This is a genomic window from Oceanicaulis alexandrii DSM 11625, assembly GCF_000420265.1.
Classification (GTDB): domain Bacteria; phylum Pseudomonadota; class Alphaproteobacteria; order Caulobacterales; family Maricaulaceae; genus Oceanicaulis; species Oceanicaulis alexandrii.
Genome location: NZ_ATUP01000001.1, coordinates 1,995,743 through 2,022,228, shown reverse-complemented (window position 1 = coordinate 2,022,228; position 26,486 = coordinate 1,995,743). Strand labels below are relative to the sequence as shown.

At 62.7% G+C, this 26,486-nt stretch carries 29 protein-coding genes; 14 read left to right on the top strand and 15 right to left on the bottom strand.

The genetic code is table 11. The annotated features are described in order from the left end of the window. Positions 1 to 3 precede the first annotated feature (3 nt). Positions 4 to 849 carry a zinc-ribbon domain-containing protein gene (locus G405_RS0109705; protein ID WP_022701322.1) on the bottom strand — a complete coding sequence of 282 codons (846 nt, stop codon included), beginning with the start codon at positions 847 to 849 and terminating at the stop codon, positions 4 to 6. A gap of 68 nt (positions 850 to 917) precedes the next feature. On the opposite strand from G405_RS0109705, the gene ftsE reads away from it, so the two are divergent. Genes ftsE through G405_RS0109680 form a run of 5 tightly spaced genes read left to right on the top strand, consistent with a single transcriptional unit; the run spans position 918 to position 4,899 of the window. Further along, positions 918 to 1,637: a cell division ATP-binding protein FtsE gene (gene ftsE, locus G405_RS0109700; protein ID WP_022701321.1), complete on the top strand. Its 720-nt coding sequence runs from the start codon at positions 918 to 920 to the stop codon at positions 1,635 to 1,637. Next, entirely contained in the window at positions 1,634 to 2,536 is a 903-nt protein-coding gene (locus G405_RS0109695; protein ID WP_022701320.1) for a cell division protein FtsX, read from the top strand. Before ftsE ends, G405_RS0109695 begins: the two co-directional genes overlap by 4 nt. Next, complete coding sequence (locus G405_RS0109690) at positions 2,527 to 3,102, top strand: YdcF family protein (RefSeq protein ID WP_028284711.1); 576 nt, start codon at positions 2,527 to 2,529, stop codon at positions 3,100 to 3,102. The genes G405_RS0109695 and G405_RS0109690 overlap by 10 nt, the downstream gene beginning before the upstream one ends. A 28-nt stretch (positions 3,103 to 3,130) precedes the next feature. Further along, positions 3,131 to 3,859: a lysophospholipid acyltransferase family protein gene (locus G405_RS0109685; RefSeq protein WP_028284710.1), complete on the top strand. Its 729-nt coding sequence runs from the start codon at positions 3,131 to 3,133 to the stop codon at positions 3,857 to 3,859. Then, complete coding sequence (locus G405_RS0109680; protein WP_022701317.1) at positions 3,856 to 4,899, top strand: DUF2125 domain-containing protein; 1,044 nt, start codon at positions 3,856 to 3,858, stop codon at positions 4,897 to 4,899. The genes G405_RS0109685 and G405_RS0109680 overlap by 4 nt, the downstream gene beginning before the upstream one ends. A 76-nt stretch (positions 4,900 to 4,975) precedes the next feature. Here the strand turns inward: G405_RS0109680 and hisC are convergent, their stop codons facing one another. Both hisC and G405_RS0109670 read right to left on the bottom strand, forming a co-directional pair. Beyond that, positions 4,976 to 6,055 carry a histidinol-phosphate transaminase gene (gene hisC / locus G405_RS0109675; protein ID WP_022701316.1) on the bottom strand — a complete coding sequence of 360 codons (1,080 nt, stop codon included), beginning with the start codon at positions 6,053 to 6,055 and terminating at the stop codon, positions 4,976 to 4,978. Then, positions 6,052 to 6,837, bottom strand: coding sequence for a class I SAM-dependent methyltransferase (locus G405_RS0109670; protein WP_022701315.1), 786 nt, complete (start codon positions 6,835 to 6,837; stop codon positions 6,052 to 6,054). The genes hisC and G405_RS0109670 overlap by 4 nt, the downstream gene beginning before the upstream one ends. A 104-nt stretch (positions 6,838 to 6,941) precedes the next feature. Between G405_RS0109670 and gloB the strand changes: the two genes are divergently transcribed. Next, positions 6,942 to 7,709 (top strand): hydroxyacylglutathione hydrolase, encoded by a 768-nt coding sequence (gene gloB / locus G405_RS0109665; protein WP_022701314.1) that lies wholly within the window; start codon positions 6,942 to 6,944, stop codon positions 7,707 to 7,709. Here the strand turns inward: gloB and G405_RS0109660 are convergent, their stop codons facing one another. Beyond that, complete coding sequence (locus tag G405_RS0109660) at positions 7,710 to 8,831, bottom strand: hypothetical protein (protein ID WP_022701313.1); 1,122 nt, start codon at positions 8,829 to 8,831, stop codon at positions 7,710 to 7,712. A 62-nt stretch (positions 8,832 to 8,893) separates the two neighbouring features. Here G405_RS0109660 and G405_RS0109650 point away from each other — a divergent pair, with 62 nt between their 5' ends. Further along, positions 8,894 to 9,346: a cupin domain-containing protein gene (locus G405_RS0109650; RefSeq protein WP_022701312.1), complete on the top strand. Its 453-nt coding sequence runs from the start codon at positions 8,894 to 8,896 to the stop codon at positions 9,344 to 9,346. Between the two features lie 9 nt (positions 9,347 to 9,355). Here the strand turns inward: G405_RS0109650 and G405_RS0109645 are convergent, their stop codons facing one another. Beyond that, complete coding sequence (locus G405_RS0109645; RefSeq protein WP_084683456.1) at positions 9,356 to 10,087, bottom strand: DUF4908 domain-containing protein; 732 nt, start codon at positions 10,085 to 10,087, stop codon at positions 9,356 to 9,358. 70 nt (positions 10,088 to 10,157) lie between these two features. Further along, the gene (gene phbB / locus G405_RS0109640; RefSeq protein ID WP_028284708.1) at positions 10,158 to 10,880 is read right to left on the bottom strand and encodes a beta-ketoacyl-ACP reductase; all 723 of its coding nucleotides are present in this window, start codon (positions 10,878 to 10,880) and stop codon (positions 10,158 to 10,160) included. A gap of 205 nt (positions 10,881 to 11,085) precedes the next feature. Here phbB and phaR point away from each other — a divergent pair, with 205 nt between their 5' ends. Both phaR and G405_RS0109630 read left to right on the top strand, forming a co-directional pair. Beyond that, on the top strand, positions 11,086 to 11,682 hold the full coding sequence (gene phaR, locus G405_RS0109635; protein ID WP_022701309.1) for a polyhydroxyalkanoate synthesis repressor PhaR: 597 nt from the start codon (positions 11,086 to 11,088) through the stop codon (positions 11,680 to 11,682). Positions 11,683 to 11,776: 94 nt separating this feature from the next. Beyond that, entirely contained in the window at positions 11,777 to 12,133 is a 357-nt protein-coding gene (locus G405_RS0109630) for a hypothetical protein (RefSeq protein WP_022701308.1), read from the top strand. Positions 12,134 to 12,315: 182 nt separating this feature from the next. On the opposite strand, the gene G405_RS0109620 is transcribed toward G405_RS0109630, so the two are convergent. Both G405_RS0109620 and G405_RS0109615 read right to left on the bottom strand, forming a co-directional pair. Then, positions 12,316 to 12,804, bottom strand: coding sequence for a hypothetical protein (locus tag G405_RS0109620; RefSeq protein ID WP_022701306.1), 489 nt, complete (start codon positions 12,802 to 12,804; stop codon positions 12,316 to 12,318). Between the two features lie 60 nt (positions 12,805 to 12,864). Beyond that, positions 12,865 to 13,593: a glycosyltransferase family 2 protein gene (locus tag G405_RS0109615; RefSeq protein ID WP_022701305.1), complete on the bottom strand. Its 729-nt coding sequence runs from the start codon at positions 13,591 to 13,593 to the stop codon at positions 12,865 to 12,867. 111 nt (positions 13,594 to 13,704) lie between these two features. Between G405_RS0109615 and G405_RS16570 the strand changes: the two genes are divergently transcribed. From G405_RS16570 to G405_RS0109600, 3 genes are all read left to right on the top strand, one after another. Continuing rightward, entirely contained in the window at positions 13,705 to 15,408 is a 1,704-nt protein-coding gene (locus G405_RS16570; RefSeq protein WP_169447514.1) for an ArnT family glycosyltransferase, read from the top strand. Continuing rightward, positions 15,405 to 16,307, top strand: a complete 903-nt coding sequence (locus G405_RS0109605) for a hydroxymethylglutaryl-CoA lyase (RefSeq protein ID WP_022701303.1) — start codon at positions 15,405 to 15,407, stop codon at positions 16,305 to 16,307. The genes G405_RS16570 and G405_RS0109605 overlap by 4 nt, the downstream gene beginning before the upstream one ends. A gap of 102 nt (positions 16,308 to 16,409) precedes the next feature. Continuing rightward, entirely contained in the window at positions 16,410 to 16,964 is a 555-nt protein-coding gene (locus G405_RS0109600; protein WP_022701302.1) for a DUF305 domain-containing protein, read from the top strand. Positions 16,965 to 16,977: 13 nt separating this feature from the next. Here G405_RS0109600 and G405_RS15635 read toward each other — a convergent pair whose 3' ends face one another. From G405_RS15635 to cysS, 4 genes are read right to left on the bottom strand one after another with little or no spacing between them, the layout of a single operon-like run. Further along, entirely contained in the window at positions 16,978 to 17,862 is an 885-nt protein-coding gene (locus tag G405_RS15635) for a glycosyltransferase family 2 protein (RefSeq protein WP_022701301.1), read from the bottom strand. Positions 17,863 to 17,876: 14 nt separating this feature from the next. Then, the gene (gene yidD / locus G405_RS16820) at positions 17,877 to 18,233 is read right to left on the bottom strand and encodes a membrane protein insertion efficiency factor YidD (RefSeq protein WP_084683453.1); all 357 of its coding nucleotides are present in this window, start codon (positions 18,231 to 18,233) and stop codon (positions 17,877 to 17,879) included. 52 nt (positions 18,234 to 18,285) lie between these two features. Then, the gene (locus G405_RS0109590; RefSeq protein WP_022701300.1) at positions 18,286 to 18,720 is read right to left on the bottom strand and encodes an iron-sulfur cluster assembly scaffold protein; all 435 of its coding nucleotides are present in this window, start codon (positions 18,718 to 18,720) and stop codon (positions 18,286 to 18,288) included. Between the two features lie 39 nt (positions 18,721 to 18,759). Continuing rightward, positions 18,760 to 20,148 carry a cysteine--tRNA ligase gene (cysS, locus tag G405_RS0109585; protein WP_022701299.1) on the bottom strand — a complete coding sequence of 463 codons (1,389 nt, stop codon included), beginning with the start codon at positions 20,146 to 20,148 and terminating at the stop codon, positions 18,760 to 18,762. Between the two features lie 291 nt (positions 20,149 to 20,439). Between cysS and folE the strand changes: the two genes are divergently transcribed. Beyond that, complete coding sequence (gene folE, locus G405_RS0109580) at positions 20,440 to 21,069, top strand: GTP cyclohydrolase I FolE (RefSeq protein ID WP_022701298.1); 630 nt, start codon at positions 20,440 to 20,442, stop codon at positions 21,067 to 21,069. 61 nt (positions 21,070 to 21,130) lie between these two features. Here the strand turns inward: folE and G405_RS0109575 are convergent, their stop codons facing one another. Continuing rightward, positions 21,131 to 21,763 carry an FMN-dependent NADH-azoreductase gene (locus G405_RS0109575; protein WP_022701297.1) on the bottom strand — a complete coding sequence of 211 codons (633 nt, stop codon included), beginning with the start codon at positions 21,761 to 21,763 and terminating at the stop codon, positions 21,131 to 21,133. A 105-nt stretch (positions 21,764 to 21,868) separates the two neighbouring features. Between G405_RS0109575 and G405_RS0109570 the strand changes: the two genes are divergently transcribed. Continuing rightward, positions 21,869 to 22,735 carry a LysR family transcriptional regulator gene (locus G405_RS0109570; RefSeq protein ID WP_022701296.1) on the top strand — a complete coding sequence of 289 codons (867 nt, stop codon included), beginning with the start codon at positions 21,869 to 21,871 and terminating at the stop codon, positions 22,733 to 22,735. Positions 22,736 to 22,796: 61 nt separating this feature from the next. On the opposite strand, the gene sppA is transcribed toward G405_RS0109570, so the two are convergent. After that, complete coding sequence (gene sppA / locus G405_RS0109565) at positions 22,797 to 24,662, bottom strand: signal peptide peptidase SppA (protein ID WP_022701295.1); 1,866 nt, start codon at positions 24,660 to 24,662, stop codon at positions 22,797 to 22,799. Positions 24,663 to 24,758: 96 nt separating this feature from the next. Continuing rightward, positions 24,759 to 26,486, bottom strand: a complete 1,728-nt coding sequence (locus G405_RS15630; protein WP_022701294.1) for an alkaline phosphatase D family protein — start codon at positions 26,484 to 26,486, stop codon at positions 24,759 to 24,761.

Genomic DNA, 26,486 nt, shown 5'->3' with positions numbered 1-26,486 from the left:
GCCTCAGTGATGCTCGGATGCATGCGGTTCGGCAGATGGCTGGCCATGATCTGAAAACCCATGTTCGCCTTCTGCAGCCGGTGTCTCGTGTGATGTTGGCGCAGCGTGGGTTTCACCCTCATGCGCCTGAGCGTCTGCGAGATCGGCCACACCCGCTTCCGCAATAATCACCTCAACCCGCACAGCGCTCTCGGGCACGGTGTCCAGGCTGGTGTAGAACCGCTCGGCGCCGCCGCCCGGCAAAACCGCAGATTCCAGCTGCACCGGCCAGCTGTTCAGAACCGCGCCGTGTGAATCAAGCACACGGGCGTTCAGCGGCACGGTCGGGCGTTCCCCGCCAGTGATGTTCTCCAGAACGCCTTCCACATACAGCCCGCCGTCTTCAAAGCTGGCGGTCAGCATGCCCACTTCCAGGCCGTAGGGATTGATGTCCATGCCCACCGCCGCATAGGCGCCAGCGGTACGCGGCCAGGTCTGGACGATATTGACGCGGAAGATCACCGCGCTGATCAGGGCGACAGCCACACAGGCGGCGACGCCTGCCCAGCCTGCGCCTTCGACAGCCATGGCTTGCTTGCGGCGCTGTTGTTCGGCGCGGGCGCGCACGGCGGCGGCCGGCTTTTCGCGAATGGACGGCGCAGGATCGTCTTCAAACTCCGCAGCAGAGGGTTCGGGAGCCGCCTCGCTCACATCAAAGCTCGGCTCCACGGGTTCGTTCAGCGTCAGGCCTTCATCTTCCACGACCCAAGAGTGCGCGCACGCGGCGCACTTCACCTTATTGCCGCGGGCGGCCAGGGCTGCTGCATCCACGCGATATTTCGCCTCGCAGCTGGGACAGGTCACGATCATGGACGGACGCCTCGCTTGTCCTGCATAGTCAGTTTCGAATTCTCGCCAAGCTGCGGTACGCCAGACCCATGAGCTCAAACCCGAACGATACGACACCAGAAGCTCACGCCAATGAGACGACAGTGCGCTTTGATTCCGTGGGCATGCGCTATGGTCGGGGGCCCGAAGTGCTCAGCGACCTAAGCTTTGAGTTACCAAGCGGAAGTTTCCATTTCCTCACCGGTCCGTCCGGCGCGGGAAAGTCTTCTCTGCTGCGACTTATTTATCGCGCTGAACGGCCGTCCCGCGGGTTGATCAATCTGTTCGGCCGGGACGCCTCGCTTTTGCCGCGCGACGCCCTGCCGACCTTGCGTCGGCGAATCGGCGTGGTGTTTCAGGATTTCCGCCTGCTCGACCATCTCACCGTGTTTGACAATGTGGCCTTGCCCCTGCGTGTGGCGGGTCAGGCGCGCTCCGCCTATGCCGAGGATGTGGCTGAACTCCTAGCCTGGGTAGGGCTGGGCGAGCGTATGGACGCGTTCCCCTCGACCTTGTCAGGCGGCGAACAACAGCGCGCTGCCATCGCCCGCGCCGTCATCTCAAAGCCGGATCTTCTGATTGCGGACGAGCCTACGGGCAATGTGGACCCGGAAATGGCGCGCCGTCTGCTGCGCCTGTTCGTCGAGCTGAACCGGCTGGGCGCAACCGTTCTGATGGCCACCCACGACCTGACCCTGGTCAACAGCCTGAACGCCCCGGTTCTGGAGCTGTCTGACGGCCGGCTGGTGGGCAAGGTGCGCGCCGCATGAGTGAAAAGCAGAGCAAATCCCCGCGCGTCGCCCCCTTGCTGCCCCCTGATTCGGGGCGAGACCGGCCCTTGTTTGCGGTGGCGGCCATCCTGGTCTTTCTCGCCTGCCTCTCCGCCTTTGGCGCGGCAGGCGCCTGGCGCGCCGCGGATGGCTGGACCGATCAGCTGACCGCTGAAATCACGGTGCAGATCCTGCCCGGTGATGGGCGGGACGCGGATGCGGACGCCGTGGCCGCCGCTGAGGCCATCGCCCGCCTGCCCGGCGTGACAGGAGTGACCGCGCTGGATCGGGCCGAGGCCGAGCGCCTGGTCAGCCCCTGGCTTGGCTCGGCGGATTTGCCTGAAGACCTGCCCATCCCGCGTCTGGTCGCGGTTCAGATCGACGCCGAGGCTCCACCGGCCACAGGCGCAATTGAAGCCCTGTTATCTGACGAACCCTATGAGATCCTGGTGGATGATCATCAGCGCTGGGAAGATGCGGTGCAGCGCGCCGCCAACGCCGTGCGCTATTTTGCGCTGGGACTGGTGCTGCTGTTGACGGTCGCCGCCGCCGCCGTGGTCGCGTTCGCCGCCCGCGCCTCGCTCGCCGCGCGCTGGGATGTGGCGGAAGCCCTGCATCTGGTCGGCGCGCCGGACCGCTATGTCACCGGCCTGTTCCAGGAACGGTTTTTCTTTCTGGGCCTGAAATCAGGGCTGGCGGGCTCAGCCGCTGCAGCGCTCGCCGCCCTGGGGCTCGCGCAAGCGGGGGCAGCGTCAGGCGGTTTGTTCTTCGTCCCCACGCTGGAGCTGGGCTGGAGCGCCTTGCTGATCCCGCCCCTGGCCGCCCTGATCGCGGCGCTGATCGCAGCCCTGGCGGCGCGCTCCGCCGTCGCCAGTGATTTGAAGGCGAGATGGATATGAGCAGCGGACGGTTCTTCAGGCTTGCCGCCTTCATCCTGCTGACCGCCTATGTGGTGGGCTTCGCCCTGTTCGTGCGCCAGGCGCGCACCTTCATGCCCGAGGCGACGGTTCGTGCAGAAGCCATTGTGGTGCTCACAGGCGGACCGAACCGGGTCAGCTCAGCCGCCGCCTTGTTGCGAGACGGATCAGGCCAGCGCTTGTTGATTTCAGGGGTGAACCCCGACAGTCCGCCCTCCGACATCGCCGCCGCCGCCGGCGCGTCCGAAGACCTGTTTGAATGCTGTGTGGATTTCGGATTGCAAGCGTCTGACACCATCGGCAATGCCGCCGAGACCGCCGCCTGGGCGCGGTCACACGGCTATGAGCATCTGATCGTGGTCACCAGCGATTATCATATGCCGCGCGCCTTGTTAGAGCTGCAGGCGGCCATGCCGGATGTGCGCCTGAGCGCCTATGGCGTGCCCGCGCCGGCGCCCTGGAGCGGCGGCCACGAGGCCCGGCGCTGGATGGTGGAGTATGTAAAATACGCCGCCGTCTATGGACGCGAACGCTTTCGCACGCTTTAAGCGCTTCTGAACTGTCGGGGAGATGCCTGTGGCCGCACTCAGGTCAGCAATTTTTGTCGTCTGGATGTATGGGCTGATGCTTGTGATGGGCCTGTTATGCGCGCCCTTCTTGCTGGGGCCGCGCTCTGGCGTAAAAGCCTGCATGCGGCTCTATCTGGCGCTGGTGTTCGGCGGCCTGCATTGGATCTGCGGCATCCGTTACGAGGTGCGGGGCCGCGAGCACCTGCCTGAGGGCGGCGCGCTGATCGCCTCCAAACACCAGTCCATGTTTGAGACCCTGGCCTTCTGGGCGATTCTCGACGATCCCGCGATCATCCTGAAAAAGGAATTGTCCTACCTGCCCGTCTTCGGCTGGTACGCGATGAAGCTCAAAAACATCAAAGTGGATCGCGCCGCCGGGGCCAAGGCTCTGCGCAACATGCTCAAGCAATCGCGGGAGCGGGCGTCCGAAGGTCGGCAGGTGGTGATCTTCCCCCAAGGCACCCGGCTTGAGCCGGGTGAACACGACACCTACAAGCCGGGCGTGATCGGACTGTACAACGCCATGAAAACACCCTGCGTGCCCGTCGCGCTCAATTCGGGTCTGTACTGGCCGCCCCATGGTTTTGTACGCAAGCCCGGACTGATCATTGTCGAGTTTCTGCCCGCTATTGAGCCGGGACTGAGCAAAGACGCCTTCATGACCGAACTTCAAACCCGGATTGAAACCGCGTCCGACGCCCTGTTGACGGACACGAACCAGAAAGACGCAGCATGATCGGCAAACCGGCCACCGACACACCGCCGTCACGGCTTGGTCTTTACGTGCCTTTCGCCCTGCTGGCGGCCGCGATCCTGGTGCACGCGGTCTACTGGGTCATGATGTCCGGGCGGATCCATCAATCGGCGCAAGCCTGGATCGAAGACAAGATCGAAGCGGGATACGCAATCGAGTACAGCGCGATGAACGTGCGCGGTTATCCGTTCCGCTTCACCCTGCATCTGTCTGACAATGACGTCTCGGCTCCCGCAAGTGCTGGGGGCTGGCGCATTTCTGTCGAGCACGCCACCGCCAGCGCCCAGTTCTACAACCTCAATCACTGGATTGTCGGCCTGGACGAGCGCGTGGTGCTGGACACTGTGATCGGCGCCGAAGACGCGCAGTACGAGCTGTTGAGCGAGCAGGCGCAGTTCAGCCTGATGACCCGGAACGGCGTCACCCGCCAGATCGGAGCCGAGATCACGGGCCTCACGGTGCAAGCGCTGTCAGGACCGCAACCGCTGGCCTCCGCCGTGGACCGCCTCGCGATGACCGGGCGCATGTCAGAGACCGGAGAACTGCTCAGCGGGTTTATTGTGGAAGGTCTGCGCTTTGACGCCTCCCGACTGGACAATCCGCTACAGGCTGCGTTCGGCGAGACTGTCCAGCTGTTGCAGCTCGACAGTGTCCTGACCGAATTTGACACCCTGTCTCTGGAGGGCGACCCGCTGGCCTGGACCCGCGCGGATGGACGTCTGATCATCCGCCAGACACGTCTGGACTGGGGCCCGGCGGCGTTGACGGGTTCGGGAGAGGTGACGCTGGATCGCCAGATCCGCCCGGCCGGACGGCTGAGCGTGGTCGTGTCTGATCCTGAAAGTCTGATCTCGGCCCTGGAAGACGCCCGGCTGGTCTATGACGAACAGGGCGCAGCCTTGCGCCTCGCCGCGATGATGGCGCCGCGTCGGGATGAGGGCATCGCCCTGCCCTTCCTGTTGCAAGATGGCGGTCTGTTCCTGGGGCCGGCCCGGATCGGCGATCTGGGCGCACTGAATTAGGCTTCTTGGCTGAGGGCATAAAAAACCCCGGACGGTCAGACCGTCCGGGGTTTTTCTAATTGATCGAGGAGCCCGGCTAGCCTTGGGTGAACGCCGTCAGCGCATCCACGACAGCGCGGTTATGCGCGTCCAGCCCCACAGAAATGCGCAGCGCATTGGGCAGGCCATAGGGCTGTACGCCGCGTACGATCAGACCACGTTCAGCGAGGAATTTATTGGCATCGTCAGCGGTCTTGCCCGGCGTTTCAGGGAAATGGACCAGCACGAAATTGCAGACCGACGGCGTCACTTCGAGACCCAGGCCGCCCAGTTGCTGGGTCAGGAAGGCGAGCGACTGATCGTTATGCGCTTTTGATTTCGCGACGAACTCGACATCCTGGATCGCTTCAACGCCAGCTTCGATCGCCGGCAGGTTGACGTTGAACGGGCCGCGGACGCGGTGAATGACGTCCACCACCTCTTTGGGGCCATACATCCAGCCCAGGCGCAGGCCGGCGAGGCCATGAATTTTAGAGAAGGTGCGCGTGACGACCACATTGTCGTATTCGCTCACCAGCGCCAGCGGGTCTTCATAATCCGGCGCATCGACAAACTCGCCATAGGCGCAGTCGACCACCAGCAGCGTGGACTCCGGAAGACCTTCGCGAAGACGGCGGATTTCCGAGCCCGGAATCCAGGTCCCGGTGGGATTGTTGGGATTGGCGAGGAACACGATCTTGGCGTCATCGCCCGCGGTCTCGATCAGCGCATCCACATCCGCCGTGTAATGCTTTTCCGGGGCGGAGACGATCTCGGCGCCCGATTGCATCGCCACCAGACGATAGACCAGAAAGCCGTACTGGCTCTGAACGACCTTGTCGCCCGGCGCCAGATAAGCCTTGCCGATCAGCTGCAGCAATTCATCCGAGCCGGCCCCGCAGACGATCTGTTCAGCCTTGATGTTCTCCATCTTGGCGATGGCTTCGCGCAACGCGGTCGCGCCGCCGTCCGGATAGGTGTGCAGGACGCTCGCCGACGCCTTGAACGCCTCGGCGGCTTTCGGGCTGCACCCCAGCGCGTTCTCGTTGGAGGACAGCTTCACCGCCCCCTCGGGCGCGGCGGCGCCGGGCACATAGGGTTTGATGTCGAGAAGACCGGGACGGGGCTGAAGCGTCATGATGCGCCTTTCTGCTCATCTGAATGCGAGGTCGTATCTGAGCGAGGAGATAGCGCGGGCCTTGTCGCGCCTTCAAGGCTCTTTCTGCGCACACGCTGCGTCGCGCCGCCCGGACGCACCGCGCCCACATGCTTGACCGCCTCGCTGAGGATCAATCCCCCGAAGGCCGGCCAGAGCCGCTCACCTGTCGACTCAAACGCGCGGACAGTCTTGGGGCCGCAGGCGAACCGCCAGGGCGGCGCGTAGAGCGCGCGTGACCAGGCGACGGGTTCAAACAGAGCATCGCTGAGCAAACCGCCAAGCTGGCTGCGCGAAAACGGTCGGCCGTGCCCAAACGGCGTTGAATCTACACGCGACCACAATCCTGAGCGATGCGCGGCGATCACCAGCAGCCGGCCTTCAGGGGCCATCACACGCCACACTTCTCGCAGCAGACGCGCCGGATCGGCGGCTTCTTCAAGAGCGTGCACCAGGATGACGCGATCAAAGAGGGCCTCTTTGAAACCAAAACGCTGTTCATCGCCCAGCATGGTCAGGCCGCCCTTGCCCACGCCTTGCGCCGGCCAGGGCACCGCCCCCTGTGCGGCGGGCATGAAGGCGATGGCGCGGCGCGCCCTGTCGCTGAACGGCTCAAGAAAAGGCGGCGCATAGCCAAAACCGAGCATGTCCAGCCCCTCCACATCCGGCCAAAGCGCCTGGATCCGGCGCTGCACCATGTCGCGCGCCGCCCGGCCGGGGGGCGTGCGGTAAAAGCGGGCGATGTCCAGCGCGTCGGTTCGCATCAGTCAGCTCATGGAAACAGGGTTCAGCCCCATGCTAGGCTGTTCCCTTCATCTGGGTAAGGCTTGGCTCCATTCAAAGAGTCCAATCTGTGAAAGGCGACTTCATGGCGCTCGAAATCCGGCAGTTTCCCTGCCTTCAGGACAATTACGGGTTTCTGGTCCGGTGCTCCGAAACCGGAGAGGTCGCTGTGATCGACACGCCCGAAGCCGAAGTCATTCTTGAAGAGGCCCAGACGCTGGGCTGGCCGATCTCCGCGATCTGGAACACCCATCACCATTGGGACCATGCTGGCGGCAACGCCGCCATAGCCAAAGCCACCGGCGCGCAGATCATCGCGCCGCGTGCTGAACAGGCGACGATCGGTCATGTGGACCAGCCGGTCAGCCCCGGCGACACGGTGATGCTGGGCGATGAGCGCGCGCAAGTGATTGATGTGGGCGGCCACACGCTGGGCCATGTGGCGTACTGGTTCGAGGATGCGGGGGTGGCCTTTGTGGGCGACAGCCTGTTCGCGTTGGGCTGCGGCCGGATGTTTGAAGGCACGCCCGAGCAAATGCAGGCCGGGCTGGCGCGCCTTCGCAATCTGCCGCCGGAAACCGTGATCTATTGCGCCCATGAATACACCCAGGCCAACGCCCGCTTTGCGTTGAGCATCGATCCCGACAATCAGGCTTTGCAAAGCTATGCGCGCCGCGTGGACGCCTTGCGCGCAGACGATCAGCCGACCATCCCCACCGTTCTGGCGGCGGAGTGCGAAGCCAATCCGTTCTTACGATGGGATGATGAGGGGCTGCGGGCGCGCCTCGGCCTTCAAACGGCCAGCGATGCGCAAGTTTTCGCCGAATTGCGGCGGCGCAAGGACACGTTCTGATCAAGCCGCCTGAGCGTGCGGCTCCAGGCTGAGCGCAGCGTCGAAATCTTCAAGCAGGCTGCGTGCTTCGGCGACCGGCAGGTCACAGGCTTGTCTGTCGCCGACCCAGAAGCGCCAGGAGGCGCACACATGCTGGATGCGGCTCATATCCTCGCCCATTTCCACGAACATATCCGGCGCCATGATCAAAAATTGCGACAGGGCGGCGCCGTCGCCATCCTTGATGAAGCGTGAGAACTGCTCATGGTATTGCGACAGGCGGTTCTGGACCCGCGCCCAGCGCTGTCCCGCCAGCCGGGCGAGTCCGCCCATGGCCTGGCGATACTCATCGCGGTCACTGGCGTTCAGCTGTCCCAGATTGAGCTGCTTGAGGGATGCGATGAACTCCGACAATTCCGTATTGCAGCTGCCCGCGCGCCAGCAATAGTACAGCGTGCCCTTCCAGCCGTTGACGCCGTCGCGATACTGTTCGGGCGACATGTTCAGCGCCAGACGCAACACATCGAGCTTGGAAGAGGTGTGATCCTCAAACAGGGTCGACGCCAGCTTGCGCGCCTTGGACAGTGAGCCATCCTGATCTGAATTCATCGCCCGGCGAACCAGAAGATTGATCTGACCCGCCACAAACTCGCTGATGGCGCTGAGCTCACGCTCGTTCATCTCGAAATACGCGTCAGACACCGGGCGCTTATCCAGACGGAAATGGTCAGACAGCAAATACGGGTCAAAAGACGGCAGCTTGGACAGCTCGCGCAGGCGCGTGATGTCTTCACGGAAACGCGGCAAGGCGCGCGACACGCCCAGATGGCTGCTCAGCTTCTCATCCAGAGCCGGGTCCTCGACAAAAATGCTATGACCGCCGGTATCCAGATTGCGTTCGGAAATCGGGATGATGATCTTCGTGGCTGAGATGCGTGCGCCGCTCAGCTGTTCGCGCTCCCACGGCCGCAAAGTGTGTTTCACAATGAAGCTGGTGTTGAGGCGTTTGGTGTTGAACATGGCGGTCTTGCTGGTCATGCCCAGCGGACCGGCGCATTCGTGAACCGACAACAAATCAATCACACGGCTTGTCGAGCCGCCTGATTTGAGCAATTTCAGTTTTCCGAACGTGTTCTGGGCCATGGACCTGCACCTGTTCTACTTTGAGAATGCTTTGCAAATTTCAGGCCAAAAGGAAGTGCATCATGACGCCAACCGGTGATTTGGGCGTGAACGAGATCATTCGCATGCTCGGCATGAGGCCCCATCCGGAGGGCGGCCATTATGTCGAAACCCATCGCGCCGAGCCGGGACCGGACGGCCGGTCGCGCTTCACCGCGATCTATTTTCTGCTCGCTGCTGACCAAGTTTCAGCCTGGCACAAGGTCGACGCCGCCGAAACCTGGCTGTGGCAAGCCGGCGCGCCCTTGTCGTTGAGCTGGAGCGAGGATGGCGTCTCCGCGCGCAATCAGAGGCTTGGCCCCAATCTGAGATCTGGTGAGCGACCGCAACTCGTCATACCGCCGCACGCCTGGCAGACGGCGGAATCGCTGGGCGCCTGGACTCTGGTCAGCTGTCTGGTCGCGCCCGGATTTGAATTTGAGGGATTTGAACTGGCGCCAAAGGACTGGCGCCCCGGCCCGGACGGCGCGCCCTAGCTGAGCCGATCAGCGGCTCTGACTCTCAAGGCTCTGACGGATCAGGGCCGAGCTGGGTCGCCCGCCATACCCCATGGACGGGGTGATGGAGATGTCCAGAACTTGCCCGTCATAGGACACGCGCGGACGCTCGCCGACGCCCAGCCGAACAACTTGCAAGTCGCGGACACTGCGCCGCGGCGCCAGATCCGCGCCCCGACGCACCATGCGCATGGCGTCCGCCATATACGCGTTGCCTTCAGGATCAAGCGCAGTCAGCTCGGCGCGCACCTCGTTGCGAGACAGCTCTGCAAGCGCTTGCGCCATATCAGTGGCGGCACGCTCCAGTGCGGAGTCTTCCATGGGCTGGACTTCAAAACCTCGCGCCTGGCCGACCGGTTCCACAATCACGCCATCAGGCCGATCAGAGGGGAAATAGGTCCAGCCGCCCAGATTGGACTGCCGCAACATCACGCGTCCGGTATCTGTGAGCCAGACCTCGCCGCCCCCCGCTGCGCGCGCCTGATGCACGGCCAGCACTTCGTCATCGCTGTCCGCCTGGATCAGCGGCATACGCGCCGAGCGGTCAAAAATGAAGCCGCCACGACCATCAGCGCGCTCGAACCATAGCGAGCGCTCCACGGCCTGAACCTCCTGCCCCAGCATGCGCCGGAACGGGTTGGGTTGAGCGACGCCTTCTGCAGTCCCCAGCGCACATAGCCCGGCGCCAATGACAAGAAGGCCAAAAATACCACGTTTCATGGCGATGGAGATTAAGCCGCTTCAGGGCGATTTCGAGGCGCAAGCAAGGTGTGTCTGCGACCGATGACAGTTAGGCCATGTACTGACCGCCATTGGCGGTCAATGTGGCGCCCGTGATGAAGCCCGCATCGTCAGAGGACAGGAACACCACGCAACGCGCGATCTCCTGCGCTTCGCCCAGACGACCCACAGGTATCGTGGAGATAATCTGCTGCCTCACATCTTCGGGAACCGCCATCACCATTTCCGTGGCGATATAGCCGGGGCAAATCGCATTGACGGTGATGCCCTTGCGCGCGCCTTCCTGCGCCAGCGCCTTGGTGAAGCCCAGATCCCCCGCCTTGGCGGCGGAATAATTGGCTTGAGCGAACTGGCCTTTCTGGCCGTTGATGGAAGAAATCGTGATGATCCGCCCAAAGCCGCGCTCGCGCATGCCCGGCCACACAGGGTGGGTCATATTGAAAACGCCGCTGAGATTGGTGTCGATCACCTCTCGCCATTGCTCAGGCGACATTTTGTGAAAGGGCGCGTCACGGGTGATGCCGGCGTTGTTGACCAGCACGTCCACAGGACCCAGCTGGCTTTCCACCTCTTTGAGGCCCTCAACGCACGCATCGTAATCGGCGACTGACCATTTGAAGCTTGGAATGCCGGTCTCTTCGGTGAATGCGGTTGCGACTTCGTCATTGCCCGCATAATTGGCGCCGACAGAATATCCCGCCGTTTTCAATGCAATCGAAATTGCGCGCCCGATCCCTCGTGTACCGCCTGTCACCAAAGCTGTTCGCCGCATTACGATTTCCCCTTTGTCCTTCAGTACAAATCCGGGTTATGCTGCGCAGCATAACAATGTGGCGCGCGCAGCAATCCAGCTGTGACGGCCACACTCCGACCCCTGGCGCCGCCCCTATGATTAATGACGTTGAATTGCAGCTGAGTCGAGCCGGATGTTGTGGGACCATCGGAGTATCCAAGAGGGATCTTAGGGAGGACACCGCGTGACCGAGACCAAGAAGTCTGACGTCGTAACCATCAAGAAGTATGCGAACCGCCGCTTATACGACACGTCCGCAAGCCGTTATGTGACGTTGGACCATCTGCGAGAACTCGTCCGGGAGGGCCGTGACTTCAAGGTCATCGACGCCAAATCGGGAGACGATCTGACGCGGGGCGTTCTGGCCCAGATCATCTTCGAAGAAGAATCCAAGGGCGAGACGCTGCTTCCGGTGGAGTTCCTGCGCCAGCTGATCTCGTTTTACGGAGACTCGATGCAATCCATGGTCCCCAGCTATCTTCAAATGTCGATGGACACCTTATCGCGCCAGCACAAAGCCATGCGCGACAAGATGACCGGCGCCATGGGGGATGCGATGGGCGGCAATTCCATGGCTATGCTTGAAGAACAGACCAAGCGCAACATGGCGATGTTCCAGCAGGCGATGTCGATGTTCACGCCCTTCTCCACGGGCGCCGGCATGGGCGACGCGCCCCCCGCACCCGCCTCCGACAACCCGCGCAGTGACGATGTGCAATCTCTGCGCGCCGAGCTTGAAGCCATGCGTCAGAAACTTGATCAGCTAGCGGACAAGGACTGATCCGTTCCGTTTTGAAACGCGAACACGGTTAATGACGCGTTTAGAGACGTAAACGAAGCGTTAAACTTGGCCTGGACCTTGCTCGGTTCAGGTCATGTTTGTTTCTGGTTCCAATTCTCCGCGCCGTCTGGCGCTGCCCGCGCCCGCCCGCTCTCGCGCCGATCAGGTTCAGCCTGCGACGCCGGGCGCGCCGAGCCGGCGCGAGGATCGCCGCGCGTCGGGCCGACCGGACCGTCGCGCAGCCAAACGTGACGCAGAGCTGGCGCCTCCCCCCGCCGTCTCCCGTGCGACAAGCGCGGTGGGGGTTCAAGTTCAGGCAGACTTCCCGCACCCGCGGCGCGGCCTGCGGGCAGACGCCAGTGAACGGACGCGCTATGCCCGCGCCTATGACAGCGCCCAGCAGACCCTGAGCGGCCAACCCGGCCCCCGTTCGCAGGAGCGGTCGGCATGAGCAGGCTCTACACGCTGAAAGACCTTCAGGACCGGTTCAGTCCGTTGTGGGATGGCGCCTGGGTCTTCGCGCTGTTGTTCGTGATGATCTGAGACCCGAAGCAAGAGCGCAGGCTTCGCCTGAAACACAAACGGCCGGCTCCATCATGGAACCGGCCGTTTTCATTACGTCAGACTTGTCGACTAGCCGGCGCCGAGATCGCGGCGCGCCGAAATGGCCGTCACGGTGAAGCCCGCCACCACATCCAGAAGACTCATCACGATGAGCAGGAAGAAAGTGGAGGTGGCGAAGACCGGAACCAGCAGGAAGAGCAGAATGCCCACCAGCAAGGTCGCCATGGACAGACCATGATTGAGCAAGGACGACGTGCCCGAACTGGCGGATCCCACCATTTCAATAAACAGCATGGCCAGAGCCAGCGTGAGGATCAGGTCAGCGGCGGACACCGCCCACTCTCCGCTGGGCAGGCCCAGGGTGATCAGCGGATTGGTCAGCATGGACGCGCCTTCGCCGCCAAAAAAAGCGTCGCTATAGGCAACCAGGGCATAAACCGCCATGGGAATGAGTAGTTTCGGAAAAATCGTAAACACGTTGAGCCCCCCGCTCTGTTGAACCTGCGCTTCAGAGCTGGCGAGCCCCACAGCGACACCTGAACCCGTCGGACCGGTCATGACCGTTCTCCTATCCCCGTCGCCCGTCCACCACCGGCGCCGAAGATCTCGGTCGCCTGATCAGGCCTCGTCCCAGCCGCCGGGCTGACGCGCACGACTGTTAAGCCACATCATACCTAGCATATCGCTCAAAGAGGCGAAAAGACGTCCCAGATTGGTATATTTCGATTGGCCGGCGGTGCGTGGCCTATGGCCCACATCCCGAAAGCCCACATCAAAGCCTTCGCGCTTCATCAAGGCGGGGAGGAAACGGTGCTGGTGATCAAAGAAGGGCAATAGCAAATAGGCGTCCCGACGGAAGGCCTTGAGCCCGCAGCCTGTGTCGTCGGCATCGTCATTCAGCAAGGCTTTGCGCACGCCATTGCCAAGCCGCGAGGCGGTTTTCTTCCACGCGCTGTCCTGGCGTCCCACGCGGCGCCCCGCCACCATTCCGGTGGTCTCCGGCGCCGCTGTCAGGGCGTCGATTAGGGTCGGAATATCGGCGGGCGGGTTCTGGCCATCGCCATCCAGCATGCAGATCAGCGGCGCCTTGGCGGCCAGAACGCCGGTGCGGATCGCACGAGACTGGCCGGCGTTCTTGCGGTGCGTCACGATCCGCAGCGTCGGGATGGTCTCCTTCGCCGCCAGCAATTCAGCCAGCGTCTCATCGGTGCTGGCGTCATTGACCAGAACGATTTCGTGCGACCGGTCCTTCAGAACGCTATAGATTTCTTCGGCAAGACGCGCAGCGTTACCTGCCTCGTTATGCATCGGTGCGATAATACTCAGCTCTGGGCGGGGATCAGTCATGAAACGCTTCGTCTTGGACGGACTTGCTTGAAGAATATCTTGCCGCGTTTCATACCGATTATTCACACAGACGCACGACCTTTTTCTTTTTTCTCTGCGCCCGGGCCGTTCATGTCGTTGCAAGATCGCCTGATAAACACCGAATGGGCCAGCCTGTTCATCGCCGGCCTGGCCCTGATCGCCAGTCTTCTGGGCGTATTTACCTTGCCCGTGCTCGACCGCGACGAAGCGCGCTTCGCTCAGGCCAGCGCGCAAATGCTTGAAAGCGGTGATTTCGTCGAGATCCGGTTTCAGGACGAGCCGCGCCACAAAAAGCCCATCGGGATCTACTGGCTGCAAAGCCTGAGCGTCGCGGTGACCACCGGGCCGGAGGCGCGTGACATCTGGGCCTACCGACTGCCATCGGCGCTCGGTGCGATCCTGGCTGCGCTGAGCGCCTTCTGGGCGGGCCGGCGCCTTTACGATCATCGCACGGGCGTCTTCGCCGGGGCGCTGGTGTCCGTCACGTTATTGCTGGCGTCGGAAGGCGGCATCGCCAAGACCGACGCGCTTCTGTGCGCCATGACCGGGCTGAGCTTTCTCGCCCTTGTCGAGGTCTGGTTGGCGAAAACGGACTCTCACCGCCGCCGCTGGGCGATGTTGATGTGGGTGTTTGTGGCGTTGGGAGCGCTCATCAAGGGCCCGGTAACACCCGCCATGATGGGGCTGGCGGTGGTGACGCTTTGCGCGCTCGAACGCCGCGTGATCTGGCTGAAAGTGTTCTTCTACTGGCCGGGCCCGGTGCTGGCCGCGCTGATCCTTCTGCCCTGGCTGATCGGCGTTCAGATTGCGACGGACGGCGCCTTCCTGTCCGACGCGCTGGGCGGCGACATGGCGCCCAAGCTGGTCTCTGGCCATGAAGGCCATGGCGCGCCGCCGGGCAGTCATCTGTTGCTCCTCCCCATTCTGTTCCTGCCCGCGATCGTCAGCCTGCCTACGGGACTGGCGAGCCTGGTCAAGGATTGGCGCGACCAGACGCAAGACGCACAAGCCGCGCGCCTTCTAGTCGCCTTTATCGCGCCTGCCTGGCTGCTGGTGGAGCTGATCCCCACCAAGCTGCCCCACTACCCCTTGCCGATCTATCCCGCCCTCGCCGTCATCGCCGGGCTCGGTCTGGCCCGCTGGGGGCGGGTGAAACGCCGCTGGCGGCTTGTGGGGCTGGGATTGCTGGGTCTGGGCGTCCTTTTGGCGAGCGGCCTTCTGATCGCGCTCGCCTGGCGGTTTTCCGGCGCGCAATGGGCGGCCTTTCTGGCGACCGGGATCATGGTGTTTTGCGGGCTCGCGGCGACCTTCGCGCTTTACATGCGACGCTATGATCTGGCGTTGATCGGTCTGGTGGTGATCGGGCTCAGCTGGCATGGGCTGGGCCGGGGCGTGGTCGCGCCATCGGCCGAAATCCTGTTCCCCTCCGGCCCCGCAGCAGCGGAAGTCGCGGACATGCGTGCGCTTGTCGGGGATGCAGAACTGGTCTCCACCTACACCGAGCCCAGCTTCGTCTTCCTGACGCGCGGCGCGGTGCATTTGCGCGATGCGGATGAGATCGCTGCAGATCTGGCGGCCGGGCGCCTCGATTTCTCCACACCGCGACTTTACGTATTTGATCTGAGCCGCTGGAGCGATAATGCGGCGGAGACCCTGCGCCCGTTTGTGCAGCGCGCCTGTGCGGTGCGGCTTGTGGACGGGTTCAATTATTCACGCGGCGACGACACGGTGTTGCTGATCGCCGCGACCGGCTGCGACGCCAGCGCCGCCGAAACTTCTGGGAGCAGACCATGAGCCGTTCTATCGAGATCGTTGAAGTCGGACCGCGCGACGGCCTGCAAAACGACCCGGTCCTGCTTGAAACCTCCGTAAAGCTGGACTTCATCGACCGGCTGATCGACGCCGGGGTCAAGCGCATGGAAGCGGCGAGCTTCGTCAATCCCAAGGCGGTGCCGAAAATGGCGGACTCCGTCGCCGTGATGGAGCAGGTCCACCGTCACAAGGGCGTGTCCTTCATCGGGCTGGCGCTCAATGAGCGCGGCATGCGCCAGGCGATCGAGTCGCGCTGTGACGAGATCAATTACGTCATGGTCGCTTCTGAAGGCTTTGGAAAGCGCAACCAGAACGCCACCCCACAAGACACCGCCGATCTGCTGGACCGCATCGCAGTGCTCGCCCATGATGCGGGCATCCCGCTTTCCGCCACCATCTCGGTCGCGTTCGGAGACCCGTTTGACGGTGAGGTGGATCCCGCGATCCTGGGCGAGCTGGCCGGACGCGCCGCAGCCGCCGGGGCGACCGAAATCGCGCTGGGCGACACCATTGGCGTTGCGACGCCCTGGCAGGTCAGCAAAGCCGTGGAGATCGTCCGCAAGGCCGCGCCGAAAGCGCGCCTGCGCCTTCACTTTCACAACACCCGAAACACCGCCATCGCCAATGTCTACGCCGCCGTCGAGGCAGGCGTGGATGTGATCGACGCGTCAGCGGGCGGGATTGGCGGCTGTCCGTTCGCTCCGAAAGCAACCGGTAATGTGGCGACCGAGGACGTGGTTTACATGCTCGAACGCGGCGGGTTCAGCACCGGCATTGATCTGGACAAGATGATTGAGACAGCCCACTGGCTCGAACAGGTTGCGCTTAAACACCCCATCGAATCCGCGCTCAGCAAGGCAGGGCCGTTTCCACCGCGTTGACGCCCTGCGTCCGGCGCGTCTGTTTTTCAGACCCAAATCTCGGAACAACTGCGCCTGAACAGCGTTGCAAGTCCTCCTAGTTTTTCGAAACTGAGGGTTCTGATGACCGACAACAACAAGTACTGGCGCTTCGCCGCCATGATCGGGACGTCATCCCTGATCATGTTCATCCTGATGTATTTCAACACCTTCGCATTCGAGCATCTACGCTGGAGCGAAACCCGGTTCTACATGACCTTTGTAATGGGCGCGGCGATGGCGGTGGTCATGCTCTCCTTCATGCTAGGCATGTACAAGAACACCAAACTCAATCTCGGCATCTACGCCGGCAGCGCCTTGGTTTTCATCCTGGCGCTGTTTCTGGTCCGATCCCAGGTCACTGTCGGCGACCAGTCCTACATGAGGGCGATGATCCCGCACCATTCCATCGCCATCATGACGAGCGAACGCGCAGCTCTTGAAGACGCTCGTGTGCGCCAGTTGGCCGATGAAATCATTCAAGCTCAACGGCGCGAGATCGAGGAAATGAACTGGTTGATCCGTGATATCGCCGAAAACGGCGTCGCGGCCACAAACGTCGAGGCGAACGCTCGTCCGGTTCCAGAGTTCGGAGACGATCTCACCGTGCAAGATGCGGCAGGTGCTGATACGCCCTAGGGCTGCTTGTCCTTCAGAGATCGGTCGCTGACAGCTTGGCGCCAGAGCGCGCCTGCAGGCGCGAGACAAGCGAACGCGCCAGCGCGCCCATCAGAAAGACCGGTCCCAGCACAAAGCCCTGCACCGGACCGATCAGGCCGCCATGCAGGGTGAAATAGCGCGCCAGCCCCAGCGCCTTGAAGATTTCCACCTTCACCTGGCTGATCTTGGAGGTTGATCCCACATGGGCGATCTCCACGCGCGGTTCAAACACGACCTCACCGCCCGCGTCCCGGGCGCGCTTGCAGATGTCGATATCCTCCACATGGAGGAAATAACCCTCGTCAAACCCGTCAAGCATCTCAAATCCATGGCGGGTCATCACCATGGCCGCCCCTGAAACCGTCGGCATCTGCACCGGCTCGCCGGGAAGCGGTTCATGTTCGCGGTGAAAGGCGCACGACAGACCCAGGAACCCCGTGAACGCAGAGCCCAGGGTCAGGGCGCCGCGACGAGCCCCGCGCTGCTCCTTGCCATCAGGTCCGATCAGACGGGCGCCGATAATGGCGGGCTCGGTTCGCCCCTGCAGGGTCTCGCGCAGGCGGATGGCGTCGCCCGGTTTCAGAACCGCATCCGGGTTGAGGAACAACAGAACATCGCCTTGGGCGGACTTCGCTCCGATATTGCAGCCGCGGGAGAAGCCCAGATTGGCGCCGGTATGAATCAGCTTCAGCCGCCCGTCATGACGGGCGCGCTGTTCAAGCTGGTCGACCATGTCGGACGGATTATCGTGATTGACGAGCACAAGCTCGTCCACATCGGGCGCCGCCAGCACGGAATCCACGCACTCAAGCAGGACGTCACCTGTGCGAAAGGTCACGATGACCGCCGAGATGCCCGATCGGACTGGTTGATCCACGTCCGTTCCCCCACTCATTCACGATCCGGCGTTTCACCCGCCGGATGTATGTAGCCTTGCCTGTCTCGCACTGGCCCCTCGCGCAGCGCCCAGACTTTCCACCACGCCGTTCTCGGGCGAGGTGCGGGAGCCGGGTCATATCCCCAGCTGCCGCCTGGCCGGCACCGAAGCACTCGACCCGCCGCCAGCCAGGAGCCGCGCCACAACCCTTGTTCGCGAACGCAATCGGTTGCGTAGTTCGAACAACTGGGCTGATGTCGGCAACGCACGCCAAACGCGTAAAGGATCGGAGACAGTCCGATTTGATAAGCGCGCAGCAATACCAGTCCAACGCGAGTCGGCAAGCGTGCAAGTCCAGCTCGTCTACACATTAGAAGCCCAGTTCCGCACGTGATCAATCCAAAACTCGTTCCGAGTCCCCTATTAGGCCTGAGTTTGAGCGAGCGCCGCCTCAAAAGCCTCCAGCGCCGCGTCAAACGCCAGCAGTATAGACCCATGACGCTGGCGATAGGCGGCGGCGGGCTGAAGCGCGACCAGGGCGGAAAACCGGCCGCCTGGCGGCGGCGCACCCTCTTTCAGCATCGCCCGTAGCGCTTCCCGCGCGGCGCGAATTTCGTCCAGGTCAGCCCCGATCGCCGACCGGGCGAACACGCTGGCGCTGGCCTGGCCCAGCGCACAGGCTTGCAGCTCAAGCCCGATTTCGGAAATACGCCCTTCATCCAGTTTGAGGTCCAGCGTCAGCTCGGACCCGCAAATCCGGGAGACCTTGTGGGCGCTGCCATGGGGAGCGCTCAGGCGGCCGATATGCGGGATATCAGCCGCCAGTTCGAGCAGGTCGTTGGAATAGATGTCGCTCATGAGCGTTATGTCCGCTCCCAAGCGGTCGATTTCAAGGCCTCAGCCCTTCAGCCGCCAGGTGGCGCCTTCCGGACCATCATCCACCTGAACGTTTTTCGACGTCAGGATTTCACGGATGGAGTCCGCCTTGGCGAAGTCCTTGGCCTGGCGCGCTTCAAGACGCTCTGCGAGCAATTGGTCGATCTCCGCACGCAGCGCTTCATCGACCGTATCGAGACCAAACCAGGCGTCAGGGTCCGCTTCAAACAATCCAAGCAGGCGTCCCGCCGCCAGCAGTTCGCCCTTGGCTTGCGCCTGCTCTTGCTCGCTCTCGGCCTTGTTGGCGCGACCGGCGATCTCAAACAGCGCGGCCAGCGCCTTGGGGGTGTTCAGATCATCGAGCAGCGCCTCCAGCACTGCCGCGGGCACGTCCACCTCAGCCGCCTCGACATCCTTGAGCCGCCGCAGGACGCCATACAGACGATCCAGCGACCGCTGCGTGACCTCGAGAAGCTTGGCGTTCCAGTCCAGCGGCGCCCGGTAATGGCCCGTCATCAGGGCGTAGCGAATGGTCTCGCCCTTAACCCCGGCCTGCAGCAGGTCATTGGGCTTGATCACATTGCCCAGAGACTTGGACATCTTCTCGGACGCCATGGAGAGGAAGCCGTTATGCAGCCAGTAATTGGCCAGCGCCGCGCCGCCATGGGCGCAGACAGACTGGGCCACTTCGTTCTCATGGTGCGGGAAGACGAGGTCTCCGCCGCCGCCATGAATGTCGATGGTTTCCCCCAAGGTCGCCTCGATCATGGCCGAGCATTCAAGATGCCAGCCCGGACGTCCCGCCCCGAAAGGCGCGTCCCATTCCGGCTCACCCGTTTTGGAGGGCTTCCACAAAACAAAATCAGCAGGGTCACGCTTATAGGGCGCGACTTCCACACGCGCGCCCGCGATCATGTCTTCCAGATCCCGCCCAGAGAGCTTGCCGTAATTGTCATAGGCGCTGACGGAAAACAGCACATGCCCTTCGGCGGCGTAGGCGAAGCCGTCCGCCATCAGTTTTTCGATCATCGCGATCATTTGCGGCATGTGCGCGGTGGCGGCCGGTTCCAGTGAAGGCGGCAGGATCGCCAGAGCGGCGCTGTCTTCGCGATAGATTGCGGCGTATTTGTCCGTGATCACGGAAATATCAACGCCGGCGTCAGCCGCCGCCTTGTTGATCTTGTCGTCCACGTCGGTGATGTTGCGCGCATAGACCACATGGTCCGCGCCATAGATGTGTCGCAGCAGACGGAACAGCACGTCAAACGCCACTGGCGGGCGGAAATTTCCAATATGGGCTTCAGAATACACCGTCGGACCACACACATACATCGTCACCCGCTCTGGATTGATCGGGACGAAGTCGCGCTTTTTGCGAGCGGCGGTGTCATACAGTCGAAGGACGGTCATCTGAGCTTTTCCAAAAGTCTGAGCGCAGCGCAGGGATTTGCGTTGCACCAGTGCGCCGGTCTACAACGTCGCTCGCTTGGGAAAAAGACTTCTTACGGCATTGGACATTTCAAATGCCGAAACTAACTAAGCGCTGGACGCGGTGATCACCGCTTCCCGGAGGAAACCATCTAGACCCGGCACGCGCCTGCGGCTCCGACCGTCACGCCCTTGCTGGATCCGGAAACCGGTACTTCGTCGTCGTGTCTGTGTTGATGCGGCGGCGCCCGTCAACGAAAGGATCCGCCACTCATGGACGCCATGACTGATAAGAAAAACCTGGTGAACGTCACCGACGACAGCGTCGTCCGCCCGACCCGCGATGAAGCCGAAGAAGCCGTGCGCACCCTGTTGCGCTGGGCCGGCGATGATCCACGACGCGAAGGCCTTCTGGAAACGCCCAAGCGCGTTGTGAACGCCTATAACGACTGGTTCCGCGGCTATGACGAAGACCCGCACAAGATCCTCGGCAAGCGCTTTGAGGACGTGCAGGGCTATGACGACATGGTCATGCTGACCAATATCGACGTGGAGAGCCATTGCGAGCACCACATGGCGCCGATCCTGGGCACCGCGTGCGTTGCGTATCTGCCCGACCGCGCGGTGGTGGGCATCTCCAAGATCGCCAAGGTGGTCGAGGCCTTCTCCAAGCGCCTGCAGACGCAAGAGACCATGACCGCCCAGATCGCCGATGCGATCGAAGACGCCATGAGCCCGCTGGGCGTCGCCATCTTCGTGGACGCCAAGCACCAGTGCATGACCACCCGCGGCGTGCACCACCCCAACGTCTCAACGATCACCACCATGTTCCGCGGCGAGTTCAAGGCGAACGCCGAACTTCGCCAGCGCTTCATGAATCTGTGCGAGCAATCCAAGCGCTAGGCGCGGATAACACCGCAATCAGGAAAAAGCCCGGGAGCGCAGCTCCCGGGCTTTTTGTTTTTCAAAGGCTTGCGCCCAGAGCGCTGGCTCGCTCCAGCGCCGCCTGCATGGAGGCCTGAAAGCGGTCATCGGCGAACTCCTGATACTCCACACCCACATGCTCGACCCGGTCCGCGCCCAGATAGCCCGAGACCGCTTGCACATGGCCCACCAGATGGCCCTGCCCGTCCCGCACGCCGCCCGGCTCAAAGCCGAACTCGCCCCAGGCCGTCGCCAGAACAAGCGTCTTGCCTGACAGGACCGGTTTCAAGGGAAAGTCGCCACGCGCCAGGTCAAAGGTGAAGGTCTCGTCCTTGCGTACGACGCTGTCCACCCAGGCTTTGAGACCCGCCGGCATGCCGTAATTATACATGGGGGCTGTGATCAGGATGATCTCCGCCTCGCGAAGCTCGGCGATGGCCTGATCACTGTGCGCCAGAAGCTGTGCTTGCGCGGCGCTTCTGTCCGCCTCAGGCGTGAAGGCCGCCGCCACCCAGTCGGACGTGATGATGGAGGGCGGGTTCAGCCCCACATCGCGTTCGGTCAGTTTGACCGTGGGATGAGTTTTCTGGAGCGCCTCCATGAAGGCGTCTCCGATTTTCCGGCTCAACGAGCCGTCCTTCCGGACACTCGAATCCACTCTCAAGACATGCATTTTCTTCACCTCTAATCCTTTTTAGGGTTGAAAGAGGCTTATGAATTTCAGCATATCGCGCTAGTGCGCTATAGAGATGACTTCAATTAGAGATGAGATTTTCTCATGTCCGCTCATACCTCCCATCGCGCGCTGCGAGCTTTCGAGGCCGCTTCGCGACACGGAACCCTGGCGCGCGCCGCCGAAGAGCTGGGGGTGACGCCAACCGCGCTGTCACACGCCATCAAGGCGCTGGAGGCTCAGCTGGGCCTGCCATTGCTCATCCGCTCATCTCGCGGCGTGACCGCCACAGCTGAAGGCAGGCGATTGGCCGAACGCCTGGCCGGCGCGTTCAGGGAGATCGACATCGCCCTGTCCGAACTCGAACCCCAATCAGGACGCATAACCCTCGCCGTGACCCCCGCCTTCGCCAGCCTGTGGCTGGCGCCCAGGTTGGCCCAGCTCGAAGCGGAGCTTCCCGATTTGAGCCTCCGGATCGAAACCTCCTATGCGCCTGTCGACCTGAAACGCGCGACCCAGATTGATCTCGCGATCCGCTATGGGCCGGTCCGTGGGGATGAGGACATCCTCGTGGAAGATGAATTTGGCGCCTTCGCCACGCCCGCCCTCAGAGACAAGGCGCTGGCCGGGCGCAGCGTGGATCTGCTCAGCCCAAGCTGGCGGATGCCGATTGGCGCTGCCCCCACATGGCGAGATCTGTCAGAGCCGGCGGGCCCGCGGATCAAGATCGCGCAGGACCGCGCCTTCGAGGATGAACAGTTCGCCGTTCAGTGCGCGCTCGCAGGACAGGGCGTGCTCTTGGGCAGCCCCCATTTGCTGAGCCTTCTCATCCAGCGCGGCTTGCTGGTTCCTGTGAGCCCTGTCATGCGGCTGAAAGGCCCCGCCTACAAGATCGCCGGTCGGGAGGAAGCGCTTCAGTCCGGCAAGGTCCGCAAATTCCTGCGCTGGCTTCGCGCCCAGTTTCGGGGCTGACCCCCAACAAAAAAGGCCCGGCTGAACCAGCCGGGCCTTCTCGTTTCAGAGATGCGTCAGCCTATGGGTTGATGCGGAAGGCGTTGCACTCCACGCAGCTGGCGTAAACGCCGTTGGGATCGTTCATCATGTTGATGGTTTCGATCTCGTCCTGCGCGTCGCGGGCCATATCGCCCAGCCAGCCCGAACCCAAGAGCCCTTCGCCGAAGACGGCGAGACGGGCGTCCTGACCCAGCATTTGCAGGATCTGCGCGAAGGGATCGACCTCGTCGCGGAACTCCACAACCCGGTAATCGCCCTCTTCCAGACCCGCGCGCTCGGCGGCGGCGGCGATGGCGTCGTCATAGCCGCCGATAGAATCCACAAGGCCCCGGTCAAACGCTTGCTGGCCGGTCCAGATGCGACCCTGAGCCACGGCGTCCACTTCATCGCGGGTCATATCGCGCGACTCCGCCACGATGGACAGGAAGCGCTCATACCCCGCCTCGATGGAGCTTTGCAGCACGGTGTCCCATTCCTCGGTCACGCCACCGAACTGGGACGGCTGACGGGCGGTCGCAGTCGTGGCGACGCCGTCCTCATAGACGCCGATCTCGGCCAGAGAGTTCTCAAAGGTCGGGATGAAGCCGAAGATGCCGATCGAGCCGGTGATGGTGGTCGGCTCCGCCCAGATCTCATGGGCCGGCGTTGCGATCCAATAGCCGCCCGAAGCCGCCACGCCGCCCATGGAGGCGATGACGATCTTGCCTTCAACACGAGCCATTTCCAGCTCTTCGCGGATCAGTTCGGAGGCGAAGGCCGAGCCGCCGCCTGAATCGATGCGCAGAACAATGGCGCGAACATTGTCGTCAAGACGCGCCCGACGCACCAGCTCGGCATGCTGATCACCACCGATCACGCCGCCATCGCCATCACCGTCGACGATGCCGCCCACAGCCTTGATCACGACGATCTTGTCCGCAGGGACCAGCTGGAACTCGCGATTGGCTTCCACATAGTCAAAGAAATTGCTGGCGACGATGCCGCCGGTTTCATCATCACGGCCATAGCGTTCCGCCAGTAGATCGCGATACGCGCCGCGGCCGATCACATGGTCCACGAGACCAGCGTTCAGCGACACGGCAGCGGTGTCGCCATTCTGGGCCACAAGCAGCTCCGGGAAGGTGTCGGCATAGGTCTGCAAGGCGCCGTCAGACAGACCGCGAGCCGCTTCAACACGCTCCTGATAGGCGTTCCACAGATCGCCGAAGACGTAGAGGTTCGCCTCGGCGGCCGGTTCCGACATCTCATTGCCCAGATAGGGTTCAAGAGCGGATTTGAAGGTGCCGACGCGATAGACGTTGAGCGTCACATACAGACGATCCAGCAGGGAGCGGAAGAAGGTGCGATAGACCGCATAGCCGTTGACGCTCGCACCGCCCATGTCATGCAAATAGACCGAGCTGGCGTGCGCCGCCAGGAAATAGCCGCTCATCGAGAAATTATCGCCATAGACGATGATCTCTTTGCCGGCCTCGCGGAAGGCCTCCATTTCGTGAGCGACCTCATGCAGGGCTGCGGGATAGCCGCCGCCAAAGCGCTCCAGGTTCATCACAATGGCGGTGACGTCATCGTCCTCGGCAGCCTGGCGGAACCCATCGATAACATCGCGAAGAAGCACTTCCTCGCCCGGGCCGCCGCCCAGCAAGGACGCGGTGAAGGCGTCATTGGGCGACAGGGTGGTGGGTTCTTCCACGATCGGACCTTCAGGCGCAAAGATCAGAACGCCGCTATCGGCCATGTCGAACTCGTCACTGGAGAACAGGCTGCCGATGAAGGCGATCAGGAAAAACCCGATCACGAAGATCCCGAAGACGCGCAATATTCCGTGCTGGAAGGCGCCGATATAGCGCCAGATGCGCGCCACAATGTTTTCGTCAGACGACATGGGAACCCCTTATTTCACCCCCGAATGAACGTTCACGTTGGCCTACGGCCCTGGCCCTGTCTAGGCGTATGAACCTTAAAATGATGCAACCCCCGGTCAGGCGCCAGGCAGTCGCTCGACCGTCGGCACAGACCCGCCAGCAGCGGGCGTGACGCGCCAACGGCTGTCGAGCCCGGCTTCAAAGGCCGTATCCTTGATGGTGGAGACCGTAACAAAGTCCGCGATCGCCTCGTCCGGCGTCAGGGTCAACAAGACAAAGCCCTTGGCGTACACGCTGTGGTGAAGGATGTGCGGGTTGGCCTGCAGGGTCATCTGGCCGAAATCCACGCTCGGCGCATTGACGAATTCATAGTCGGACGGACTGGTCACCGAGGTGACGCCAAATTCGACGCCGACACGCTCTCCGGCTTCGGTCTTCAGGTCCACCGTCCAGAAATTATGGCTATCGCCGGTCAGCACGATGAAATCGGCGTTGGCGTTTCGGGCCGCTTCAAACAGACGCTCACGTTCCGCCGGGAACCCGTCCCAGGTGTCCAGCGTCATGGGAACGCCAAACTGGGTCTGACGGGCAAAATCCCAGATGTCGCCACCCGCAATCCGCATGCCCCAGCGCAGCCAGAACGGTGTCTCCCGCGTATAATCCGGCGCGGTGGCCGACCCCATCAGCACCTGATTGGCGAAGATGCGCCACGGCTTGCCCGCGGCCACTGACTGTTCGAGCGTGCGAATGACAAAATCAAACTGCTCGGCGCCCAGCAAGGTGCGGTCCTCGCCGCCGACCGTCTCGTCCAGCCAGGCTTGTACCTGCGCCTGCACCTCGGGGTCTTCAGGGTCGGAATCGAGCGGTATGGGGAAGCCCTCCATCGTCATTTCCTGAGACCGCGCCAGCAGCCGGCTTTCCAGGAAGATCAGCGTGGCCAGATCGCCGATCTCCAGAGCGCCATAACGCGCCAGGCGATTGTCGGGCTCACGCACCGGCAGCCAGCCATAATAGGCGCGCATGGCGTCGTTCACGCGCACTGGCCAAGGCCCCTCGCCTTCATCGGGGTCATGATTTTCCGCGCCCGTGCGATGGGCGTTGTTCGCCGTCTCGTGATCGTCCCAGATCGTCAGCCAGGGCGCAGCGGCTTTCAGCGCCTTGAGGTCCGGATCGGCGTTATACTGGGCGTAACGCAGCACATAATCTTCATAGCTGACGATCTCATGGGCGGGTTCGACCACCCGGCCCAGACGCTCATCGTCGTCCATGGCGTATCCGCCGCGGCCATATTCGTAGAGATAATCGCCCAGATGCACGACCAGATCGATATCGCCGCGCTCGGCGGCCGCGCGATAGGCGTTGAAGAAGCCCGCCGGATAGTTCGAGCATGAGAACGCGGCGATCTTGAAGCTGTCCACCGCGCCTTCAGGCAGGGTGCGGGTCTGGCCCGTTTCGCTCAGCTCGCCGCCAAAGGAGAAGCGGTACCAATACGTCCGGCCCGGCTGCAGCCCGTCCGCCAGCAATTTGAACGGCGTCATGGCGCGCACCGCTTCGGCGGCGGGCGCCGCCTCGGCGTCGATCAGGACGGACTGGAAGTCGGGGTCTTCCGCCAGCTGAACCCGCACGGGAGCGTCAAGGCTGTCGGCGGTGATCGCCGTCCACAGCATGATCGAGCTCTGATCGGGATCGCCGCTGGCGACGCCGTGCTTGAAAGGCCCGTCTGCGGGCGGGCGCGGCGCAAAGCTGGGCGCGGCGCTCTCGCGGCTGCAGGCGGTGGCCGCCAGTCCCAGTCCGGCGACGCCCGCCAGCGCCGCCCGGCGCGTGAGTTTCATTTCATCCGACAT

Bases quoted from the DNA above. Each gene is read 5' to 3' on its own strand.
- G405_RS0109705 (WP_022701322.1), bottom strand. From the start codon at position 849: ATGATCGTGACCTGTCCCAGCTGCGAGGCGAAATATCGCGTGGATGCA.
- ftsE (WP_022701321.1), top strand. From the start codon at position 918: ATGAGCTCAAACCCGAACGATACGACACCAGAAGCTCACGCCAATGAG.
- G405_RS0109695 (WP_022701320.1), top strand. From the start codon at position 1,634: ATGAGTGAAAAGCAGAGCAAATCCCCGCGCGTCGCCCCCTTGCTGCCC.
- G405_RS0109690 (WP_028284711.1), top strand. From the start codon at position 2,527: ATGGATATGAGCAGCGGACGGTTCTTCAGGCTTGCCGCCTTCATCCTG.
- G405_RS0109680 (WP_022701317.1), top strand. From the start codon at position 3,856: ATGATCGGCAAACCGGCCACCGACACACCGCCGTCACGGCTTGGTCTT.
- hisC (WP_022701316.1), bottom strand. From the start codon at position 6,055: ATGACGCTTCAGCCCCGTCCCGGTCTTCTCGACATCAAACCCTATGTG.
- G405_RS0109670 (WP_022701315.1), bottom strand. From the start codon at position 6,837: ATGCGAACCGACGCGCTGGACATCGCCCGCTTTTACCGCACGCCCCCC.
- gloB (WP_022701314.1), top strand. From the start codon at position 6,942: ATGGCGCTCGAAATCCGGCAGTTTCCCTGCCTTCAGGACAATTACGGG.
- G405_RS0109660 (WP_022701313.1), bottom strand. From the start codon at position 8,831: ATGGCCCAGAACACGTTCGGAAAACTGAAATTGCTCAAATCAGGCGGC.
- G405_RS0109650 (WP_022701312.1), top strand. From the start codon at position 8,894: ATGACGCCAACCGGTGATTTGGGCGTGAACGAGATCATTCGCATGCTC.
- G405_RS0109645 (WP_084683456.1), bottom strand. From the start codon at position 10,087: ATGAAACGTGGTATTTTTGGCCTTCTTGTCATTGGCGCCGGGCTATGT.
- phbB (WP_028284708.1), bottom strand. From the start codon at position 10,880: ATGCGGCGAACAGCTTTGGTGACAGGCGGTACACGAGGGATCGGGCGC.
- G405_RS0109630 (WP_022701308.1), top strand. From the start codon at position 11,777: ATGTTTGTTTCTGGTTCCAATTCTCCGCGCCGTCTGGCGCTGCCCGCG.
- G405_RS0109620 (WP_022701306.1), bottom strand. From the start codon at position 12,804: ATGACCGGTCCGACGGGTTCAGGTGTCGCTGTGGGGCTCGCCAGCTCT.
- G405_RS0109615 (WP_022701305.1), bottom strand. From the start codon at position 13,593: ATGACTGATCCCCGCCCAGAGCTGAGTATTATCGCACCGATGCATAAC.
- G405_RS16570 (WP_169447514.1), top strand. From the start codon at position 13,705: ATGTCGTTGCAAGATCGCCTGATAAACACCGAATGGGCCAGCCTGTTC.
- G405_RS0109605 (WP_022701303.1), top strand. From the start codon at position 15,405: ATGAGCCGTTCTATCGAGATCGTTGAAGTCGGACCGCGCGACGGCCTG.
- G405_RS0109600 (WP_022701302.1), top strand. From the start codon at position 16,410: ATGACCGACAACAACAAGTACTGGCGCTTCGCCGCCATGATCGGGACG.
- yidD (WP_084683453.1), bottom strand. From the start codon at position 18,233: ATGTGTAGACGAGCTGGACTTGCACGCTTGCCGACTCGCGTTGGACTG.
- G405_RS0109590 (WP_022701300.1), bottom strand. From the start codon at position 18,720: ATGAGCGACATCTATTCCAACGACCTGCTCGAACTGGCGGCTGATATC.
- cysS (WP_022701299.1), bottom strand. From the start codon at position 20,148: ATGACCGTCCTTCGACTGTATGACACCGCCGCTCGCAAAAAGCGCGAC.
- folE (WP_022701298.1), top strand. From the start codon at position 20,440: ATGGACGCCATGACTGATAAGAAAAACCTGGTGAACGTCACCGACGAC.
- G405_RS0109575 (WP_022701297.1), bottom strand. From the start codon at position 21,763: ATGCATGTCTTGAGAGTGGATTCGAGTGTCCGGAAGGACGGCTCGTTG.
- G405_RS0109570 (WP_022701296.1), top strand. From the start codon at position 21,869: ATGTCCGCTCATACCTCCCATCGCGCGCTGCGAGCTTTCGAGGCCGCT.
- sppA (WP_022701295.1), bottom strand. From the start codon at position 24,662: ATGTCGTCTGACGAAAACATTGTGGCGCGCATCTGGCGCTATATCGGC.
- G405_RS15630 (WP_022701294.1), bottom strand. From the start codon at position 26,486: ATGTCGGATGAAATGAAACTCACGCGCCGGGCGGCGCTGGCGGGCGTC.